This is a genomic window from Bacillus crepusculi (assembly GCF_014764715.1).
In the GTDB taxonomy this organism is placed as follows: Bacteria; Bacillota; Bacilli; order Bacillales; family Bacillaceae; genus Bacillus.
Genome location: NZ_JACXXE010000001.1, coordinates 266,086 through 285,780, shown reverse-complemented (window position 1 = coordinate 285,780; position 19,695 = coordinate 266,086). Strand labels below are relative to the sequence as shown.

General features: G+C 40.8%; 19 protein-coding genes. 3 read left to right on the top strand and 16 right to left on the bottom strand.

What is annotated here, in order from left to right; genetic code table 11:
- Positions 1-67: 67 nt before the first annotated feature.
- From IEE86_RS01410 to yneA, 3 genes are all read right to left on the bottom strand, one after another.
- Entirely contained in the window at positions 68-298 is a 231-nt protein-coding gene (locus IEE86_RS01410; protein WP_034323751.1) for a DUF896 domain-containing protein, read from the bottom strand.
- A gap of 69 nt (positions 299-367) precedes the next feature.
- Positions 368-1,015, bottom strand: a complete 648-nt coding sequence (locus IEE86_RS01405; RefSeq protein ID WP_191095602.1) for a YneB family resolvase-like protein — start codon at positions 1,013-1,015, stop codon at positions 368-370.
- A 17-nt stretch (positions 1,016-1,032) separates the two neighbouring features.
- A complete protein-coding gene (yneA, locus tag IEE86_RS01400; protein WP_034660770.1) occupies positions 1,033-1,344 on the bottom strand; it encodes a cell division suppressor protein YneA in 312 nt (103 codons plus the stop codon).
- 158 nt (positions 1,345-1,502) lie between these two features.
- On the opposite strand from yneA, the gene lexA reads away from it, so the two are divergent.
- Positions 1,503-2,123 (top strand): transcriptional repressor LexA, encoded by a 621-nt coding sequence (gene lexA, locus IEE86_RS01395; protein ID WP_003212311.1) that lies wholly within the window; start codon positions 1,503-1,505, stop codon positions 2,121-2,123.
- A gap of 47 nt (positions 2,124-2,170) precedes the next feature.
- On the opposite strand, the gene IEE86_RS01390 is transcribed toward lexA, so the two are convergent.
- The gene (locus IEE86_RS01390; RefSeq protein ID WP_191095601.1) at positions 2,171-2,620 is read right to left on the bottom strand and encodes a hypothetical protein; all 450 of its coding nucleotides are present in this window, start codon (positions 2,618-2,620) and stop codon (positions 2,171-2,173) included.
- 296 nt (positions 2,621-2,916) lie between these two features.
- Here IEE86_RS01390 and IEE86_RS01385 point away from each other — a divergent pair, with 296 nt between their 5' ends.
- On the top strand, positions 2,917-3,459 hold the full coding sequence (locus IEE86_RS01385; RefSeq protein WP_191095600.1) for an IseA DL-endopeptidase inhibitor family protein: 543 nt from the start codon (positions 2,917-2,919) through the stop codon (positions 3,457-3,459).
- 32 nt (positions 3,460-3,491) lie between these two features.
- On the opposite strand, the gene IEE86_RS01380 is transcribed toward IEE86_RS01385, so the two are convergent.
- From IEE86_RS01380 to IEE86_RS01345, 8 genes are all read right to left on the bottom strand, one after another.
- Positions 3,492-4,340: an STAS domain-containing protein gene (locus IEE86_RS01380; RefSeq protein ID WP_191095599.1), complete on the bottom strand. Its 849-nt coding sequence runs from the start codon at positions 4,338-4,340 to the stop codon at positions 3,492-3,494.
- 146 nt (positions 4,341-4,486) lie between these two features.
- On the bottom strand, positions 4,487-4,867 hold the full coding sequence (locus IEE86_RS01375; RefSeq protein ID WP_224740773.1) for a NucA/NucB deoxyribonuclease domain-containing protein: 381 nt from the start codon (positions 4,865-4,867) through the stop codon (positions 4,487-4,489).
- 223 nt (positions 4,868-5,090) lie between these two features.
- Positions 5,091-7,085 carry an ArnT family glycosyltransferase gene (locus IEE86_RS01370; RefSeq protein ID WP_191095597.1) on the bottom strand — a complete coding sequence of 665 codons (1,995 nt, stop codon included), beginning with the start codon at positions 7,083-7,085 and terminating at the stop codon, positions 5,091-5,093.
- A 141-nt stretch (positions 7,086-7,226) separates the two neighbouring features.
- Positions 7,227-8,135 (bottom strand): trypsin-like serine peptidase, encoded by a 909-nt coding sequence (locus IEE86_RS01365; protein WP_191095596.1) that lies wholly within the window; start codon positions 8,133-8,135, stop codon positions 7,227-7,229.
- 190 nt (positions 8,136-8,325) lie between these two features.
- The gene (locus tag IEE86_RS01360) at positions 8,326-11,469 is read right to left on the bottom strand and encodes a bifunctional cytochrome P450/NADPH--P450 reductase (protein WP_191095595.1); all 3,144 of its coding nucleotides are present in this window, start codon (positions 11,467-11,469) and stop codon (positions 8,326-8,328) included.
- Between the two features lie 21 nt (positions 11,470-11,490).
- Positions 11,491-12,069 (bottom strand): TetR/AcrR family transcriptional regulator, encoded by a 579-nt coding sequence (locus tag IEE86_RS01355; protein ID WP_191095594.1) that lies wholly within the window; start codon positions 12,067-12,069, stop codon positions 11,491-11,493.
- Positions 12,070-12,294: 225 nt separating this feature from the next.
- Entirely contained in the window at positions 12,295-13,005 is a 711-nt protein-coding gene (locus IEE86_RS01350; protein WP_191095593.1) for a DUF421 domain-containing protein, read from the bottom strand.
- Between the two features lie 63 nt (positions 13,006-13,068).
- The gene (locus IEE86_RS01345) at positions 13,069-15,285 is read right to left on the bottom strand and encodes an RNA ligase (protein ID WP_191095592.1); all 2,217 of its coding nucleotides are present in this window, start codon (positions 15,283-15,285) and stop codon (positions 13,069-13,071) included.
- A gap of 110 nt (positions 15,286-15,395) precedes the next feature.
- On the opposite strand from IEE86_RS01345, the gene IEE86_RS01340 reads away from it, so the two are divergent.
- Entirely contained in the window at positions 15,396-15,587 is a 192-nt protein-coding gene (locus IEE86_RS01340; RefSeq protein WP_191095591.1) for a hypothetical protein, read from the top strand.
- 12 nt (positions 15,588-15,599) lie between these two features.
- Here IEE86_RS01340 and IEE86_RS01335 read toward each other — a convergent pair whose 3' ends face one another.
- The 4 genes from IEE86_RS01335 to IEE86_RS01320 form a co-directional block, all read right to left on the bottom strand.
- Positions 15,600-16,508, bottom strand: a complete 909-nt coding sequence (locus IEE86_RS01335; RefSeq protein ID WP_191095590.1) for a DMT family transporter — start codon at positions 16,506-16,508, stop codon at positions 15,600-15,602.
- 124 nt (positions 16,509-16,632) lie between these two features.
- Positions 16,633-17,349 carry a LutC/YkgG family protein gene (locus IEE86_RS01330; RefSeq protein ID WP_191095589.1) on the bottom strand — a complete coding sequence of 239 codons (717 nt, stop codon included), beginning with the start codon at positions 17,347-17,349 and terminating at the stop codon, positions 16,633-16,635.
- Positions 17,346-18,770 carry a LutB/LldF family L-lactate oxidation iron-sulfur protein gene (locus tag IEE86_RS01325; protein WP_191095588.1) on the bottom strand — a complete coding sequence of 475 codons (1,425 nt, stop codon included), beginning with the start codon at positions 18,768-18,770 and terminating at the stop codon, positions 17,346-17,348. The genes IEE86_RS01330 and IEE86_RS01325 overlap by 4 nt, the downstream gene beginning before the upstream one ends.
- A 21-nt stretch (positions 18,771-18,791) precedes the next feature.
- Entirely contained in the window at positions 18,792-19,508 is a 717-nt protein-coding gene (locus IEE86_RS01320) for a (Fe-S)-binding protein (protein ID WP_191095587.1), read from the bottom strand.
- Positions 19,509-19,695 lie beyond the last annotated feature (187 nt).

Genomic DNA, 19,695 nt, shown 5'->3' with positions numbered 1-19,695 from the left:
TTATACAAATAAGAAAAAAGATGAGAATATTCTTCCCATCTTTTCAAAATTCAAGAAATCACAGCCTTTAATGAAGGTTTTGATCTCTTTCTCTTTTTAGTTTTTCTGGTGTGACATCGTTTCCTTCAGGATCAACGATTTTCACGGTTTTGAGTGTATTTTTCATAGAAGAACGAAAAGCTTTTAAATATTCTTCTCTTAAATGCTTTTGTTCTGTTTTTTCAGTGTCTGACAAACCAGTCTCTTTCGACTTTTTTGAAAGCTCATTGATTCTTGCAAGCTGTTCTTTAGAAATCATGACAAACTCCTTTAAAACATTTTCTCTACATACTACTAAATATCATTCAATTTGACAACAATTCGCGCTTCAGGTGGAAAGACCTTTCTCGTATTCTTGATACCTTCTATGTACGGTCGCCTTTGAAATATCAAAGCCTAGTGCTTGAAGTGTTGCTGCAATTTCGGAGAAAGTCATGTTGTTTTTTCTTAATCGAACAATTTCAGAAATCGGTACTTCAATACGCTCTCGCCCAGGTGCCTGCTCCTGGTGTTTTAAATTGAGTTCAGGCTGATAACCACGTTCAACAGCCCTCTTCATTCCTCGCTTTATTTTAAGGTTATGAATTTTTCGTTGATACTCTTCCACAACGCCTACAATTTCAATGACCATCTCATCTGCCTCTGAAAGCTCAAGCTCTCCTCTATGAAAAACGCTATAAACCCTTACGTTCTCTTTAAAAAGACAATGAAGAAGCGCAATTTTAGCTTGTCCTCTTCCTAGGCGCGTCTCATCCTGGATAAGAACAGCCTCTATTGACTCTTCCTTCAGCGTAGCAAGCATATCAAAAACACCATCACGATCTAGATCGTATCCACTTGCTTTTTCTTTAATCACTTTGACCACATTCATCTTGTGCAAAGCAGCTAATGCTAGCAGTTCTTCTTCTTGTCTTTTTAGTGAGGTTTCCTGTTCATCTTTAACAGTACTGACTCTCGCATAAATGATTGCGTTCATGTCTTTAATCGACCTTTCTACTGTACGGTTGCAAGTTGATATACGACTGGATGCTCTTTTTTGACTGGTATCACAAGGATGTCTCCAGGCTGAATTTCAGTTGAAGCAAGATCATTGTGTTCGGTTACCCAGTCAATAAACGCATTTTTGTCGATTGATTTACTATCGTTTACTTGATCAGCTAACCCCCAAAGAGTATCACCTGATTGAACCTCTATTTTAACATATTGATTTGGATCATTATGGCTAGTGACTGCGATAAGTGAGAGAAATATGCCAACGATGAATGAGAATACCCCAATAAAAATAATAGATTCTTTTAACCTCATAATGTCATCTCTCCTAACAGAATATGTGTTCGTCTTTCTGTTATTCATTATAAATACGAACAAACGTTTCTGTCAAACGTTTTTTTCGAACCTATGTTTGTACTGTTAGGAAAAACATGCTATAATTTCTTTAAAATTGACGTTTTGAGGTGCAAAAGATGACGAAGCTATCAAAAAGACAACTCGATATCCTGACATTCATCAAAGAGGAAGTAAAAAGCAAGGGCTATCCCCCATCCGTTCGTGAAATTGGAGAAGCTGTCGGTCTGGCATCGAGCTCAACTGTCCATGGACATTTAGCCCGACTAGAAACAAAGGGCTTAATTAGAAGAGATCCGACGAAGCCTAGAGCGATCGAAGTACTAGATGAAGAGGAAATGAATATTCCAAAGAGTGCTGTAATGAACGTACCAGTCATCGGAAAAGTAACAGCCGGCTTGCCTATTACGGCTGTTGAGAATGTAGAAGAATACTTCCCTCTTCCAGAGACTTTTGCAGCGCCAGATGAGCAAGTATTTATGCTTGAAATTATGGGAGAAAGTATGATTGATGCAGGTATTTTGGACAAGGACTATGTTATTGTCCGTCAGCAAAGCACCGCCAACAATGGAGATATTGTGGTCGCCATGACAGAGGAAGATGAAGCCACAGTGAAACGTTTTTATAAAGAAGATACACACTTTAGATTACAGCCAGAGAACCCATCAATGGAACCGATTATTTTACAGAATGTGAGTATACTAGGTAAAGTGATTGGCGTATTTAGAAATATTCATTAAAAAAAGCCGGTATTTCATCAGTTGCTGATGAAAGCCGGCTTTTTCTTTTATGAGCAAGAATAAGCAAGTATACTCGAACTTGGGAATGAACCAAATGTAAAATTCGGCCATATAAAGCCTGTTGTGCGGCCAAAAGGCTGTGAGGAAAGGACATACATTAAAAATACTTGCCCGTTTCGAAGGAACACAATCGTCCATCGTCTATTACATCCCGCTGCAAATTGAACAGTTTGCTGGCCTCCACCTACACTTTGCCCTGAAATAAGTGACTGCATACTTTGAGGGTGAGAGACTGCTTGCTGATACTGCGAGATGATATGCTGCGGCGGAGCTGGCGGGGCTGATTGTCCGCCTGAACCTTGCCCAGATCCAGGACCTCCCCCTCCGATTGGAAACCCAGGAAACCCTCCAACCTGAGAAATAGGAAGCGATGGCATCCCCTGTACATGCCTATCGTATAAGTATCCATTCCACATTCCTTCATAAGGATGATACATATTAAACACCACTTTCTTAGACATTCATCACGACAGTATATGTCATCAAATGAAAAAGAGTGTTGAGCATCCAAATAGAAATTTTTCCAAAAGACGTTTTGTTCTCCTTTAGAACGGTTAAATAATAGTGAGGAAGAAAAAAATAAAAAAATGAAAACTTTTTGTCTCGCTCAAACGTTATATAGGTAGAAAGAAAAGAAATAAAAAACATTTAGATTTAATACTTGTAATATCGCTGTAATTATTGTAACATTTGTAACATAAGAAGTTTTCATTGAGAAAAGGAGGCAATCGCCTTGAAAAAATTATTGGTTTTATTAACTGCTATTATGCTTATGATCTCATTACAAACAACAACACTGGCCGCTTCCAAAAAACCAGCCGCTTTGACAAATAAAGAAGCGTTACATATTGCACTTGATGCTAGAGAACACTTCTGGAGTGCGATGTCAGGCTACAAAATTAATGAACATTCCGATTACAAATTAAAATCATTTAGTTATAAAGACATGACATACAACTATCTTTCTAAAACATTTGATACAAAGAAAAAACTAAACAGCTACCTATCTCAAGTTTTCACACAAGATGCGATCACTCATGGTTTAAAAGACTATCAGTTTATTGTTCATAAAGGTAAAATGGCTGTTCCAGTCGGAGACGGAGACAATATGCTCAATTGGGAGAAAGCAACACCAAAACTTGTCTCTAAAAAGAATACAATCCGCACATATGAATTCACAGTCCCAACGCTTGATGGACGTAAAGTAAAACGATCTGTTACTTTTGAAAAAGTACAAAAGGATTGGAAAGTTACAAAAATTGACGCTGTGATTTAAATAAAAACCAGGCCCGTTACTAGGCCTGGTTTTTATTTGGGAGCAAATTCTGTCATGCGATCTAGCGCGTGAGCAAGTGAGGATGCTGTGCGGAATTCATTAAAAGGAAGCCCCAGCTGTACAGCTGTTTGAGCAATCTCTGGTCTAATCCCTGAAATGGTCGCCTCCACCCCAATTAACCGAAGTGATGTAACAAGATCAAAGATTTGATGAGCCACCATTGTGTCAATAATGACGACGCCCGATAGATCAATACATAAATGCTGAACACCTTTTTGCGAGCACTGTTTTAATGTATTTTCTAATATAATTTTTGCTCGCGCTGTGTCAATGTCACCTACTAAGGGTAATAATGCAATATCGCTTTTTAAGACGATCACAGGTGAGCTCAGCTCATAAATCATCTCTCTTTGTGCAACGAGCTTTTGGTTAGTATTTTTCACATATTGCTGAATGAACACATGGATTGAAATGTTAAACGCCTCTGATATTAAATCATACCAATAAAAAATGCGATCAATATCAATTTCATCTTGACGCTGTTTAATAAATTCTTTTAAGTAATGAAGAACTACTCTTTGATTGGACATGTATTCTCTCACGACATAATCTAATGGTGTATTTAAATGCTTCGGATCACTTGCTAAGTCTTCCGACCATTTTTTAAACTCAGTATGTAAATATGTCTTGTCTTCAATAAGAGCACGTATAAAATGCTGATAATAATCTTGATTTTGCCGTTTCAGCTCTGCTATGATGCTAGAATCTGTCGTACGATAAATAGATTCTGGATCATCATCCTCAATTGATTCATACCACGTTTCAGTTAATTTCTCTGCATGTTGCATGAAAAAATCGTATAATGCACGGTTCTTATCCATAAGCGTATGTCCCTTCACATTTTCTTCTTGTCAGTGTTTGTACCTTAAAGATTAATTGTACCACTGAATCTTTTGTAGCTGCTAGATCGAATACGCTCTAATTGTAAACAAAAAAGGCTCTCACGAAAGGAGCCTCTTATCTAGGTTTATTTCACAATAAATAAAATTCTTTTCCCATCAGGATAGCCGCTTATTTGGTGACCGATCCATGAGCCTGCCCCTCTATTATCTGATGGACTGACATATTGAACACTTGCACCCTTTCCTCCCTCAAGACAAACCGCCATCGGCCATTCATCCCGGTCAAAGCCAGGTTTTGTCGGAATTCCTTTTAACGATTCTTGTCTGCGAGCATCTGCCCCGTTTCGATCAATGGTACACACATCTGAATGCCCTTTTTGTATGGCTTCTTGAATATGACTGCCTGTTTCAGGATACCGTTCCTTTGGAAATTGAATGACATGATCATATCGATCAGCCCCTTTTGCCGCTTGATCCTCTCCAAATCCACCTAATAACGTACCCATCCATATCACAAAACATATTGCGACAGCACCGAACCAGCCTCTTCTCATCTTCAAAAGCTTTTGACCTCCTCATACAGGCATGATCTTGACTTTAAGGAAATGAGTCATTTTTAATGTATGAGTGGATGAGTGATGACATGTGAAAAAGATGAGATGAAGCTGTCGAGCGATTTCTCCATGAGAAAAGGCGAATGATTGAGAAATCATTCGCCTTGCCCCATATTTAGGATATTCCATCTACTCTATATAATGTTTCATTTTGCGAAGACATGTTTGGCATTCCCTCAGCAGTTGATGAGGATTGGTCCTTATACTCTTCTGTTGAGATCACTGTACCATGGGATTTGATCCAGTTGACCAAATCGCTGTTAGCTGATGACTGATTGTCTGGTAATAAAAAGTATTTTACTTTCCCTTGTTGAATCAGTGCTTTTAATTTGTTTACAGTCAAAATTGGATCCGTTCCATTAAATCCGCCTAAGGCCATCACATTCTCATCTTCATCAATGATATATGGTGCTGCGGTAACGGTCGTCAGCGTCGCAAATAAATACGTTTCACCTGTTTGATGAGCCTTTAAATAGGTGAGTAAATCTTGATCGACACTAGATGTAAACATATTTCCTCCTCGTGAACTAGATAGCTGAACACCTGCCTCAGGAAGAACACTGTTCCCTCCATAAATGATAGGCGTTGCAGCCCAATAACCAGGAATCAGCAATAGGGTTGTCAAAGCGATGATCGTCAACCGTTTTTTGATCAATTGTTTTTCTCTATACATGAGCAATAAAATAGCGATACTCAAACCTGCAATCGCAATTGTATACATCCACACACTACTTATTTGAGACGTATAATTGCTTAAAATATACCCTTGAAAGATCGCTGTAACAGCGATTGCCGCTGGAAGTAGATAGGCGGCCATTCCTTTGTTCGCCGTAAATAACTCACCCATCTTTTTGGCTCCTATGCCGCATAGTGCCGCAATTGGCGGGGCAAGCATGATGAGATAGTAGTGGTGGAAAAAACCAGCAATGCTGAAAAAGCCAGCAACAGGAATCAGCCATGCTGTCCAAAACAGCGTTTGTTTCCACTCATTTAATCGAGCTTTACGTTCCCTCCACCAGCTAATGACCATCCCTAACAATCCAAATAAGGCGAAAGGCAGCATCCAGCTGATTTGACCTGACAATGCAGATTGAAATAAACGAAAAACACCTGGATTTCCAGTCCCATACATATTCATACTTTGACCACTAACGGTGCTGCCAGGCGGGCCTCCACCAGCTGGCCCCTGATGAGATGGCATCATCTGATTTTGTGATGGGGGCGGCTGATTTTTATTTGATTGACCACCTGACGTTCCATTGATTCCAGAACTGTCTGGCATCATAGCACCTGCTTGCTGATTCATCTCACCAACGGATTTGCCGGTTGTCTGTCCAAGTAGCCGCTCTGTGCCGTTATAACCAAAGGCAAGTTCTAACACAGAATTTGTTTGGCTGCTGCCCACATATGGACGATCACTTTCAGCCGTCATATCAACAGCAACTGCCCATGATAAAGATAAGCAAACAAGTACAACCAGTGAGCATAGGAGAGAGACGATTTTCTTTTTCCACGATACGCGAGCAGCAATCACATAATAGAAAATAAATGCTGGAAGAACCATAAATGCTTGCAGCATCTTCATGTTAAACCCTATGGCTATTAAAACGAAGGACATGAGGAGCCAGCGCATCCTTCCATTTTTCACAGCTCGCATTAAGAAATAAGCACCCGCAAGTAATGTAAAAACGAGCATACTGTCTATATTATTGGTTCTGCTAACCGCTGCCGCAATTGGAGTGAGAGCCATAACTGCCGCTGACACCCTTGCAGCCCCCTTGCCAAAGGCCGGTTTTATCATCAGATAAAGAAGAAGAACGGAACCAATTCCAGCAAGAGCCTGCGGTAAAATCACACTCCATGTATGGAAGCCAAAAATAAGCGCACTAATGGTTTGAATCCATAAAACGACAGGTGGTTTATCAATTGATACGAATCCAGTTGCGTCAAATGAAGCGTAAAAAAAGTGATGGAAGCTCTTGGACATACTTTTGACCGCGGCTAAATAATATTGATTGGCACTATCATTCTGCCAAATTTGATAAGTGTAGAGAAATGCGGCAATAAGCACAATCATTACCAATATCATATCTACTTTTCTGTTTTTCACTCATATCTCTTCTTTCTTTTTCATTTATTTCATTCAGCATAGCTTTTAAATATGAAAAAGTGATGAATAAAAAAAGAAACTTTTCTACACATTCGACTATGAAAAAAAGCTTGTCCCCTTAGAAGGAAACAAGCTTTATGTTTATTGCGCTTTCGCATAGTTGATAAATTCAACAAAGGCAGCTGTCGCTTTTGGACCGCCATTAATCGTTCCATTTGAATACCCTGCGTTATGAACCCCAACGATTTGCTGGTTCTGATCTAGCATCGCAGATCCTGAATTTCCGCTAAACGTATCAATTGTATAGTATGCTAGATTCGTATCTTCTCTTGTCACAGGACCTGACATCTCCCACTGTGACACCTTACCAGTCGACCTCATTTTATCTCCTGGATATCCAGAAATTTTAATCGTTGTTCCAGTCAAATTGGTCACCTGACGGATGGAGCGGTAACCGACCGTATTTCCGATGTTCGTATCTGTTTTAATGACAGCGAAATCATATTGGCTCGCACCTGTATTGATATATCCGCTTGGCACATAGAATTCGGTCATGTTTGCTGAGCCGTTCACGGCAGTGCTATCATTCATGCCTGGATACACTGACCCTTTTGCACTATAACTTCTTGATGCTGTATTGTACACGCAGTGTCCGTTTGTCAAAATTTTGTTTGGAGCAATGAGTGTCCCCGTGCAGCTGGAGCCGCCAAATGTAATATAAGCAATCGAATTGTATGGCGCAACTCTTGTGTTCGCTACTTTTGTTCTGCCGTCGTCTCCAATGACAACTTTTGTTTGAAAGTCTTTTAAGTATTTTGTTAGAGGTTTTACTTTTTCACCAACAGTAGAAGAAAGATCATCCACTTTATCAAAGGATGAGGGGGCTTTCGTATCATTGTGGAAATCACTTGAAGAGATCACCTTTCCATCAGAAGTCACCATGTCGTAATCAGACGTTAGTACTGAATCCGATGCGGCATGGGCAAAACTAGGCACACTAAAAACACCAAAAACGAGTAGAGATGGGATGAACATTTTCACCTTTTTCATTATATTCCTCCTTTATGTCCTATATCAAAAATCATACGATTGTTTCATATTGGAGTAAATGAGAGAATATTCTTATTTTTACAAAATATTTCATTTTTAAATTAGGTGTTTTGTATCTTCCCAACAACCATTCTATTGATCTCTCTATGTCAACTTAAAAAAACCGCCAATTTGGCGGTTTTCGCTGCTTTTAGCTCCACACATCTTTTACATATCTATTGTTATTCGAAAGTGATGTCAGCCAATTTTCAGCTGCTTCCTTCGAGCACTGCTTCTCGGCTTGATACAGTCCGGCAAGTGTAGCCTCTACGTCTGGTGCCATGACCTTTCCGTCCCCGCAAACGTACAGATACGCACCTTGGTCAAGCAATTCAATCAGCATGTTACCATCCTCTTTCAACAAGTGCTGGACATATACTTTTTGCTCTTCGTAGCGAGAATAAGCCCGGTGGATGTTGACAACTCCTTTTTGCGCTGCCTGCTGCATTTCATCAAAATACAGATCATCTTCATGAGGGTGACGGCAGCCAAAGTAAAGATGGGCTTCACCAAGTTGTTTTCCTTCATTCTTCCACACTTCTCTTGCCTGAACAAACCCTCTAAATGGGGCGATTCCTGTTCCTGGTCCGATCATGATCATCGGTACATCAGATGAAGGCGGAAGCTGGAATCCTGCCTGCGCTTCATGCAGGAAGCAGGCCACTTCTTCTCCTTCTTGCACACCACATAAATAGTTGGATGCGACACCAGCATATTCTCCGCGGCCACTCCACGCTTTACCCTTCACAACTGCTACTGTGATACTAAGCCTCTCTTCATCGACTTTTGGCGAGCTGGAAATCGAGTAATAACGCGGCTTCAAGCCTGGTAAAAGCGCTAAAAAGTGTACAAAGGGTAGCTCACACGCTTCATATTGCTCTAATAAATCCAGCATCGTTACCCGTTTCTTTAATATGGTTTCCTGATAGGATTCACCAGCCATTTGTTCAAGCTCTATGCGGTGAGGCGGACATACTGTATATGCTGCAAGCTCTCTTAGCTGCGTACGTGTCGCAGGCTCTTGAAGCTCAACATGTGACGCGAGTAATTCTCTGATTTGAATTGGCTGGTCTAATGGTAAATGACTTGCCTCTTTTTCAGAAGAAAGCTTAATGTGCTGCTGAGGATCTAGTTGAAAGCGACTGGTCACCCGCTGAACGAGTGCATCACTATTTTTCGGTACAATCCCGAGATGATCCCCTTCTTTGTATTGTTTCCCTTCAGGCAATTTCAGTTCAATATGTCTTGTTTGCCGTGGGCTTTTTTCAGATTGTAATTCTTTATTTCTCAATACAACAGCTGAAAAGGCACCATATGTTTTCGCCACAGGACGTTCCACAAGCTCATTCGTATAAGCAACTGATAGCTTTGGCTTTTCCTGACTTTTCTCTTGAAAAGTTAAATGAAATTCTTTTGCAAGCTCTTCGAAAACAGTCTTCTGGAATATTTCTTTATCCTCATCTATGTCACCGCCTGCATCGCCTTCCCCTAAATCAGTAACACGCTTTGCTCCTTTTCTTTCAAGTGCTTCATCAATGAGACGCGGAATACGCTGATACGTACTCGCCCAATTTCGATCTCCGCATCCAAAGACTGCAAAGGTCACGTTTGATAAATCCTGCTCCTCATCCTGCGTCACCCAATCCACAAATTGTTTCGCATGATCAGGCGGATGTCCGTTGTATGAAGCCGTCACGATTAAGACAGCACCTGACTCTGGTAATTGGCGTGTATAATCATCAAGCGGGGCAGTAGTGACATCAAACCCTTTTGCTTTTCCATCTTCAGCAAATTCGTTGGCCATCTGCTGCGCTGTACCAAGATTTGATCCATACAAGACAAGCAGAGGTGTACCGTGACTGGTCACTTTTGACTCACTAGATGTAGCGTTTTTTTTCGGTTCCTCTTTCGGAGGTGCCATAAAGAATTGCTGCTTCCTTGGCCGTACTTTGATTTTAAAATCGTTTGGCTTAATTGTCAGAGATTCTTTTAAATCAAGTTCATATGATGTGTGATCAATCAATTCAAGATTATTTAGGACCATAGCTAGAACCATCGTGGCTTCATGAAGTGCGAATTGCATCCCAATACATGCACGCTGGCCATTCCCAAAAGGCTTATAAGCATGCTGCGGGATTTTTTCAGGATGCATAAACCGCTCTGGTTTAAATTCTTCCGCATCCTCTCCCCAAACCGCTTGATCACGGTGTAATTTAGGAAGCAGCACAGTCACACTTTGATTTTTCTCAATCGGAAATTCCCCTCCGATTACTGTGTCCTCTTTAGCGTAAACTGAGAAAGAAGGCGCAGTCGGCCAAAGTCGAAGTGCCTCATGTAACACCATACGGGTGTAGCTTAGCTTTTGCACCTGCTTAAATGTCGGCAGACCGTCCTGTAGAACTTCATCTGCTTCTTGGACGGCTTTCTTTAGTTTCTCTGGATTCTTTAATAAGAAATAAATCGCAAATGATAGCAGACCACTTGTCGTTTCATGCCCCGCGATTAAAAAGGTAATGATCTGATAACGGATATTTTCATCTGACAGACGCTCACCTGTTTCAGGGTCCGCAGCATGCAACATAAGGGACAGCAAATCATCGCCCGTTTTATCTTGTTTTTTCCGTTCCTGAATAATATCATCTACTAATTGCTTCATAAAATCGACATTTTGCTCAAATTCTTTTCTTCTTTTGATCATGAGTTTATCTGCAATCGGCCATCTCTTCGATTGGTCCATCGCTTCATTTAAGCCTTTCAGCATGCTTTCGATAAATGGATGCTGATTCTCTTTATAAAAGCTGTTAAACCGGAAATCAAAACCGCAAAGACCAATTGTATCTAAAGTGAGCTTTGTCATATCCTCGGCTACTTCAATTTCTTCATCGCGACCTGTTCTTTGCCATTTTTGCACAAGCTGCGTTGCAATATCGAGCATCATCTCGTGATAGCCCTTCATCGCCTGCTGGCTAAACGCCGGCATCAAGATTTGATGAGCTTTTCTCCAGTTTGGTTCTTCTGTCCAGCTTGTAAATAGGCCATCTCCTGCAAATGCTCTTGCTTTATCAAGACTAATCCCGATGAATTTATCGAATCGGCTCTCATCACATACTTCTTGGACAAGCTCATGACTGGAAACAAAAACACCGGTTGTTTCTGAAAATTCAAATCGAAAGATCGGTCCTAATTCATCTGCCAGCCGCCAAAAAGTTTGAGAAAGCTCTCCCTTTTTCAACAGAGGGATATTTTTTAGCGGTCCGTATGTTTTTGGTTTTGGAATGATTGATGTTTGTTGCATATTCCCACTCCCTTTATTTCATTAAGATGCAACGCTAATGGCGCGCCATAAGCATTGCTCAATTTCCTCTATAAATTCAATTGTTGGCTCTATTTCCTCTGCAAGGATCTGTTTATGCAGCTGCACAAAGGCACCAAATACAATCGATAAAATGGTTCTACCTGAAAGATTCGGGTGAATCCCATCCTTTTTCCCTTCTTCAAAGATAAGGAATAGCTCATTTAACAAATGCTGCATTTTCTCTTTGCTCGTCTCGTCTAAGTAATGGGACCGCTTATCAATTTCTAAAAAATATAGCCCGCTTGGATTCTCCTTTGTAAACAAAACCAAACAATAAAATACATGCTTAAAGTAATCCCTGATACTTGCTTTTGGATCTGGACTGTTTGTGTTCATTTTTTCGATAAATGCAGTGAGGCTGCGCTGGTACAAAATATTGACAAGTGCCTCTTTACTATCAAAATACCGGTAAATGGTTCCCGCTCCGACGTTTGCCCTTTTTGAAATCATCGGCATTGTCGTGCCATCAAAGCCTCGTTCAATAAATAAATCAAGTGAAGCCTTCATGATCTGCTCTTGTTTATCCGTAACTGCCGGCATGTGATCCCCTCCTCTCTTTTTAGGAATGAACGTTCATTCCGCTTGAGGTATATTATATTAATATTTTAATTTCTTCTATTTATACTTAAACACACTTATTTCCCTCAGTCATCACATTTTCTGAAAATAATAATAATTGAGACATGATACCTAGTTAGGTTGCATCCAAACGACTTATAAATATTGGCAGCTTTGTGACATACGGGTGTCCTCGGCACTACACATTCATTCCTGATCGATTGGAGAATGGATGTGATCGTCATATGTATCAATATATAAGCGTCCATTACTTGAGCGTACAGCGTATACAATGTCCTTTAAGGAAAGTTGCCTTTTTTGAAGCTCTTCATGTATCCATTGCTCTGTTAATTGATTTTCATCAATGTTTTTCATAATGAGCTTTCCGTCCATGATGACCTCAATAGGCATGTAACGCTCTGCCTCCTTGAACAAATGAAGGTCCTTTCGTGTTACATTTTCAAACGAGGGGTACTTTTTCACTGACATATGTCCATCTGTTTCAATCATCGCAAATTCAACCTCGCTAATGTCAAACACGTCTTTTTCTCTCAGCTGCTGGTTTAAATAATCAAGGGTATATCTCATCCCCTTCATATTCTCTTCAAGAATTTTGCCATTTTGTATAACAAGGGTTGGTTTGCCAGCCATAAACCCTCTCATCTTCCGGCTTCTTAAAGCAAGCAAAGAAATCACATAAATGATCATGACAAGTGACACAAAGGAAATCGTTGTGTGATGAAGCGGAAGCGTTGTATTAAACGCCAAGTTCGCTGCAATGGAGCCTAAGCTGATAGCCGCAATAAAATCAAAAATATTCATTTGTGCAATGGTTTGTTTTCCAAGAAGACGTGCTCCGCCAAATAAAATAGCAAAAGCAAATATCGTCCGAAGAATTACTTCAATATGGTCAGGCATATAAACGTCCACCTTTCAATCGCATGAAAAAAGCCTTTTCTTTAGAAAAGACTCTTTTTTAGATTATGCATTTATTCCATCTTTATTCAATTGGACAGCATCGCTTTGCTCAAATTGTGATCGCAGTTCAATAATTGAACTATTTTTCACATGCTTTGCATCTTGCTCAAGAAGCCACGTATAGAATCTAGCTTGCTCTGCCGTTTGCAAAGCTTGCATATATTTTTGCGAGGAACGCTTCTCTGCAACGCGCTGCTTTATCGAGCGCATCTGTTTCCAGAATTGATAATAAGGAAGCTTGAGTTTGGTCATAAATCCGCGATTATCCTCAATGACATATCCTTCTTCTTTGATCGAGTCGTCATGAGAAACTGCCTGATACCATTTATAAAAAGACGTCCAATCTTGAAACGCAGCTACTTCCTTTTTGCATGACATTCCAAGCTGGCCACTTAATCTTTTCACTTCAGCGAATGGCGCTTTTTCATAGCTTAGCTGCCGTTTCACAATATCAAGTAAAATAAGTTGATCTTGATCATATGCGATGATATGTGGATCTTTCTCTGGCAAAATGACTTCAAACACAAGAGATACATTGTGGTCACGTACGTATGATTTGATGTAGCTTGCCTGCACATCGTCAAAGGTTTTATAAAATAGCTCTTCGATCCAGGAAGCATGCGGATTTTGTTTGACATGTGATGTATACGATTTAGACGTAAACACCAATTCATCCTCCATTTCGTTATACCCGACAGTTCCTAAGTATCCATTTGCTTTATCATATACGGTGACAGGGAATTGAAGGTGATTCACTAAATGCTGCATTCTTGTCTCAGGTCGCTCATCAATGTTAAAAAATTTATTATAGCTTCTAGATACAATTTGCTTTGAAGCCATATTGACAAACAAACCTCTTGCCTTCACATTCACGTCGTCCCATTGCCGTTCACTAAAAGCTTTTTTCGTAAAATTAAAAGATGAAATATGGTGCGGCAGCTTTAATTCCTGTACATACTCATGCTGATCTAAATGATCTAAAAAATCATCCAGCGAAATATCTGCTGGTACAGAAGTCGATTGTTTTTTCTCGGAGACTCTATAAACAGGATTGTTAATTTCATGTGTCTCAATCCCTTCAGCTGTGATTTTCAACACCCGCAGCTGTCCTCCAAATTCAACCTGACCTTCGAGGTTATAAGACCTTTCTGCCGCTTGAATAGGCAGCCTGTATAAATTGCGATGCCCGTGAATTTGAATGACATCTAATCCAGCTGTGTTTTGAACAAATAAGTGGTCAATGTCATCTGAATATTCACCAACGCCGTGAATGAGCTGCTGGGTCGAGACATGCAGAAGCTCTTCTGGCAAATGAGCAAGCCCCCCGTGGGTCACAAGATATGTCTTGCCATGGTACGTAAAATAAGTAAGCTGATGAAAGGTTCTGACAAACTTTCTTACTTCTTTTAAATCAAAGTCTGCTGCTTCGATTTCAGGTGCAGTATGACGGGTAAACATGTTGCTTCTTACTTTTTCGCCATGTGCAAACCGGTATAAATGCTGATCATGATTGCCTTCAATCACGATGACATTCCGGCATTCTCTATGTGCGAGCATCCATTCTAATATTTCTTTGTTCTCTATTCCTCTATCAAGCAAATCCCCTGCAAAGATATACAGCTCATTTTCTTTGATGTCTCCTTGCAAATAGGTGGTAAGAGCTGTATAACAACCGTGAATATCTCCGAAGACATGAATGGCATCATATTGATCAAAGGATCGAGGCTGATAGGTCATCACGTGCGGATATTCCTCCGGCTGCAAAACGGTCACCCATGACGGGACCTTTTCTGTTTTTAACCGTTCGTTCATTTGATACAAAACAGACTCCCGCACAACTTTGTGAGGTTCTCGTGATCGATTTTGCAGGAGGGCTGTTTCCAGCGGCACGTGCGTGAAATCGACGACATACACCCTGTAACGATTTGTCGTAGCTAACGACTTATATTGAGATATCGACTTGCTTGTAACATGTGTCGCGTCAATGACAGTAAAGTCTCCGCGTTCCAGTCGGGCTGTGAGCAAATCAAATAATAATGACCAGACTTTATGATCATGCTTGCTTGTAATTTCCGGTTTCCCATTGACTGATAACTGCGGCGGTTGGGTCAACAGACGGATCTGATCAGCTGATAAAGTATACGGCTCTAAGCCTTGCTCTTTGATCCATGTTGATTTACCTACACCTGGGAGACCTCGTAAAAGGACTAAAGTTCTCATATTGGTTCTCCTTTAATGAGTGATATTTTACCTATTATAGATAAATTATGAATAAATCTCAATCTTTTATTGAATATGGTAATATATAGATAGAGAAGGAGGTTTTACGCATGTCTAATGAAGAGAATGTTGTATTTAACATTGGAGATATCCTATTTCAAGTGTTTTCACTTCTATTCATCGCATTTATCGTGACAATGATTGTCATCGCGTTTCGAATGATCAGAAAGAAAAGGATGGAATTGAAAAAGGTCGAGGCTAGATTAAACCAAGTCATTGAAAGAAACCATTTAAAAGAGTAAAAAATCCGGAGATTAACCGGATTTTTTTGATTTCATCACGATGCCTTGACGCTGCTGCATTAAAAAGAAAAAGACACCTAAAAGGACAAGAAGACCGCCCATCATTTGCAGCAGTGTGACTTTCTCTCCAAGCAGCCATACAGCAAGTATCGTAGCCCCAACGGGTTCACCGAGAATACTCATTGAAATGGTTGTGGCATTGACATAGGTTAAAAGCCAATTGTTAATGACATGAGACATGGTAGGGATAATGGCGAGTAATAAAAAGATTCCCCATTCTTTTCCCGGATAGCCTGTGAAAGGAGTTTGCTGAAGCAGGTTGAAAAGAATTAAAAAAAGGCCGGCAAAACCAAATACACAAAAACTATAAATCCAATGAGATATTTTTCTCACAGCCTGTTGACCTATTAATAAATAACAGACAACAGCGATCACACTTAAAAAGGATAAAATGTCTCCTATAATTGCCGCCTCGCTATGCCCTATATCTCCCCACCCAATCATGAGTGCTCCAACAATCGCTGCACACATCGTGAATATCGCAGACCGTGTTGTCCGTTCACGGAAAATGAGAAATCCACCTAATAAGGACACCATCGGCTGAAGAGCGATGATGATCGTAGAGCTTGCCACTGTGGTTAGCTTCAGTGATCCAAACCACAACACAAAATGGAGCCCTAAAAAGAAGCCTGACATACATAAGAAAAACCAGTCTCTACGCTTAATTGAGAGAAATTCCTTTTTACGCGGCAGGATCAACGGCAGCATGAGAGCCGCTGCAAAGAGCATTCGATACATACTTAAAATAGCAGCAGGAGCACTCGACCATTTCACAATGATGGCAGAAAACGAAATAGCAATAATTGAAATCACAAGCGGTAGTGCGATGGACTTCTTTGGAGCAGTTGTATTCATTTCCATAAGCAGCTTCCTTTACATCAGCAGTAGATGAGCTTCTCACCTTGTATGTGGTCATCTTACTATGTCCATTCACCTAGAGGCAAGATGATTTTTTTGATAAAAAAAGCTTTCATCATAAAAGCCTTCATTCATCATCTATTAATAGATAAACGGCCCGAACTGGACCATGAACTCCAACCACTAGATTCATCTCAATATCGGCAGAATTACTCGGGCCTGATATCAAATGAATGGCACCTTTCGTCTGCTCTCCCTCCTCTACTGAGCGATTGAGAGCCGAAACAGCCTGAATCATCCGTGGAACAATTGAGCTTTTTTCTATACACACGATATATACCATCGGTAAAAAATGAAGTGCTCTTCCTTGACCTTGATGAGATGAAAGAACAACCGTTCCAGATTCTGCAAGTGTGTAATCACTAAACACAACGGCATATTTTGCTTGTTCTGCCTGCCTTATCTTTTCATCCCTTGATGCATCTGCATTCCAGCTGGTGACTGAGATTCCCTCTTTTTGCAACCCGTTAAACATAGGGCGGAATCCATATTGTTCAAAACGACGATCTTGTGAGGTTATCACGGAGCCCTCTCCATACTCTGTCATCAATAATTGTAATGCAGAAGGCGCTTCCTCAGGCGTTGTCTCTATCACTCTTGTATGAATTTGTTGACATTGCTTCTTCAATTGCTTCACCAATTCTTCTTTAGACAGAAGACCGTTTGTTTCCCACTGTACTCGATGCTTCCATTCCGGACGCTGAATAGATGGAGATGGAGATTTACCTAATTGCTGCTGAATATGGGCTAAAAACGAATCTCGATGAAAAATGGTTCCCTTCATGATCGCTCCCCCTTTTGTCTCTTTTTAAACCAATCCCTAAAGCGTTCTTTGCTTGGAGCTGGCAGGTCACGAATATCTGTCCAATTCTTTAAAGGACCCATGCCTTTTGAAATTTGTCCGTTTGAAGCCATACGATTCATGAAAAAAGGAGCTGCTTTTGTCCCGAATTGATACATCATAGGAGTCGATGCCCCCATTCCGAACATTTTCATCGCCATCATTTCAGCTTTAGGCGCTCTTCCCTCTTTTTCAACGATGACTTGTCTATGTTTAATTAATAGCTCGTGAAGTGGAATCTTCACTGGACAAGCATCTGTACAGGCTGCGCACAGGCTTGACGCAAAGGGAAGCTCTTGATAGTCATCATAGCCGCCAAGAAGCGGCGAAAGAACAGCGCCAATTGGCCCTGGATAAATCGATCCATACGAATGTCCACCAACATGCCGATAAACTGGGCACACGTTGATACAGGCTGCGCACCGGATACATTGGAGAACAGGCTGAAAGTCTGTACCTAATATATTCGACCTTCCATTATCAACAATGACCAAATGGAATTCTTCTGGGCCATCTACTTCTCCCTCTCCCTTTGGACCGACGATAGAAATATAACTCGTTAACTTTTGACCGACTGCACTTCTGCACAAAAGACCAACAAGGACATCTAGCTCCTCCATCGTGGGAACAAGCCGCTCCATCCCCATCACGGCGATATGCGTTTTTGGTATGGCCGTGACAAGATCCGCATTCCCTTCATTTGTCACAAGACAAATGGAACCTGTGTTGGCCACAGCAAAATTACAGCCAGTCACACCTATATCTGCTTCGAGGAATTTTTCTCGTAAGATGGCTCTCACAAAGCTCGTCATATCTTCAGGGGTTTCTGACATCTCATATCCGAGCTTTTCGTGAAACACGTCCCTTATTTGTTCTTTCGTCATGTGAAGGGCAGGTGCCACGATATGTGACGGCGGTTCATGATCATCTACTTGCAGAATATATTCGCCAAGATCGCTTTCAACTACCTCACAACCGATCTCTTCCAGCGCTTGATTCATTTCAATTTCTTCTGTGACCATTGATTTTGATTTGACAATCTTTTTGGCCGCTTTTTTCTGTGCCACATCTTGAATATACGCTGATGCCTCTTCCTTTGTTTTCGCAAAAAAGACATGCCCCCCGCGCGCACTCACGCTTTCGCTTAATTGATATAAGTAGTCACCTAGGTGCATGAGCGTATGCTGTCTGATTTCCTCGCCAAGTTCACGCCATTTTTCCCAGTTGCCAAGCTCTTCGCTTGCAGATAGCCGCCTTTCATACAGGCGTTCCTGCGCTGAGGAAACAGCGCCTCTCATGACAGTGTCTTCCAAGCCTTCCCCGATCCGTTCTTTAAAGGCCTTCTCTCCAATTTTCATACTCATGTGCCATTCCCCCTCTTTTTGTCAGCGGCTATTTAATACTTCTGCGATATGCATCACTTGTATTGGTTTATTAAGGCGATTCAGCCTCCCGCCAATGTTCAAGAGACATCCACAGTCAGCACCAATGATATATTCAGCACCTGTTTCCTCTATGCTTTGTACTTTTTCATCGACCATCTGCTCAGAAATAGGTGTCATTTTCACTGAAAAGGTTCCTCCAAATCCGCAGCAATTTTCTGCGCGGGGCAATGGTTTCATTGTCAAACCTTTGACATTTGACAACAGTGTGAAAGGCGCTTCCTTAATTCTTAGCAGTCTCGTCATATGGCAGGATGTATGATAGGTTGCTTCTCCTTTCAGGCTCGCTCCTACATTTGTTACGTGCAAAATATCTACAATAAATTCCGTTAATTCATACGTTTTCGCTGCAAGTGCCTCAGCTTTTGCTGACCACACTGGGTCTTCTTTTAAAAGATGAGGATATTCTAAAAACATTGCCTTACAAGAACCTGATGGTGTCACAACATATTCAGCTGATTCAAAGGCTTTGATCATGTTTTTTGCTGCTTTGATGGTTTCTTTTGTATAGCCGCTGTTAAAGGCTGGCTGTCCGCAGCACACTTGCGCTTCTGGAAATTCCACTTCTACACCGAGCCGCTCTAGCACCTCGACTGTCGACTTTCCTACATTTGGCTGCATGGTGTCAATTAAACAGGTGATGAATAAACTGACTTTCATCGGTGAACACCCTTTCTTTTGCTGCACTTTGATTTATATCTGGTCATCTGATGACTAAATAATATAGACTTTAATTTCATTTTAATCCCAAATTTCTGAAATTTCAACGAAGGGATTTGTCTAAGATTTGTACATATTGCTTTTGTGGCTGAATGAAAAAACGCCCTTTTTACAGGGCGTTTGAGGA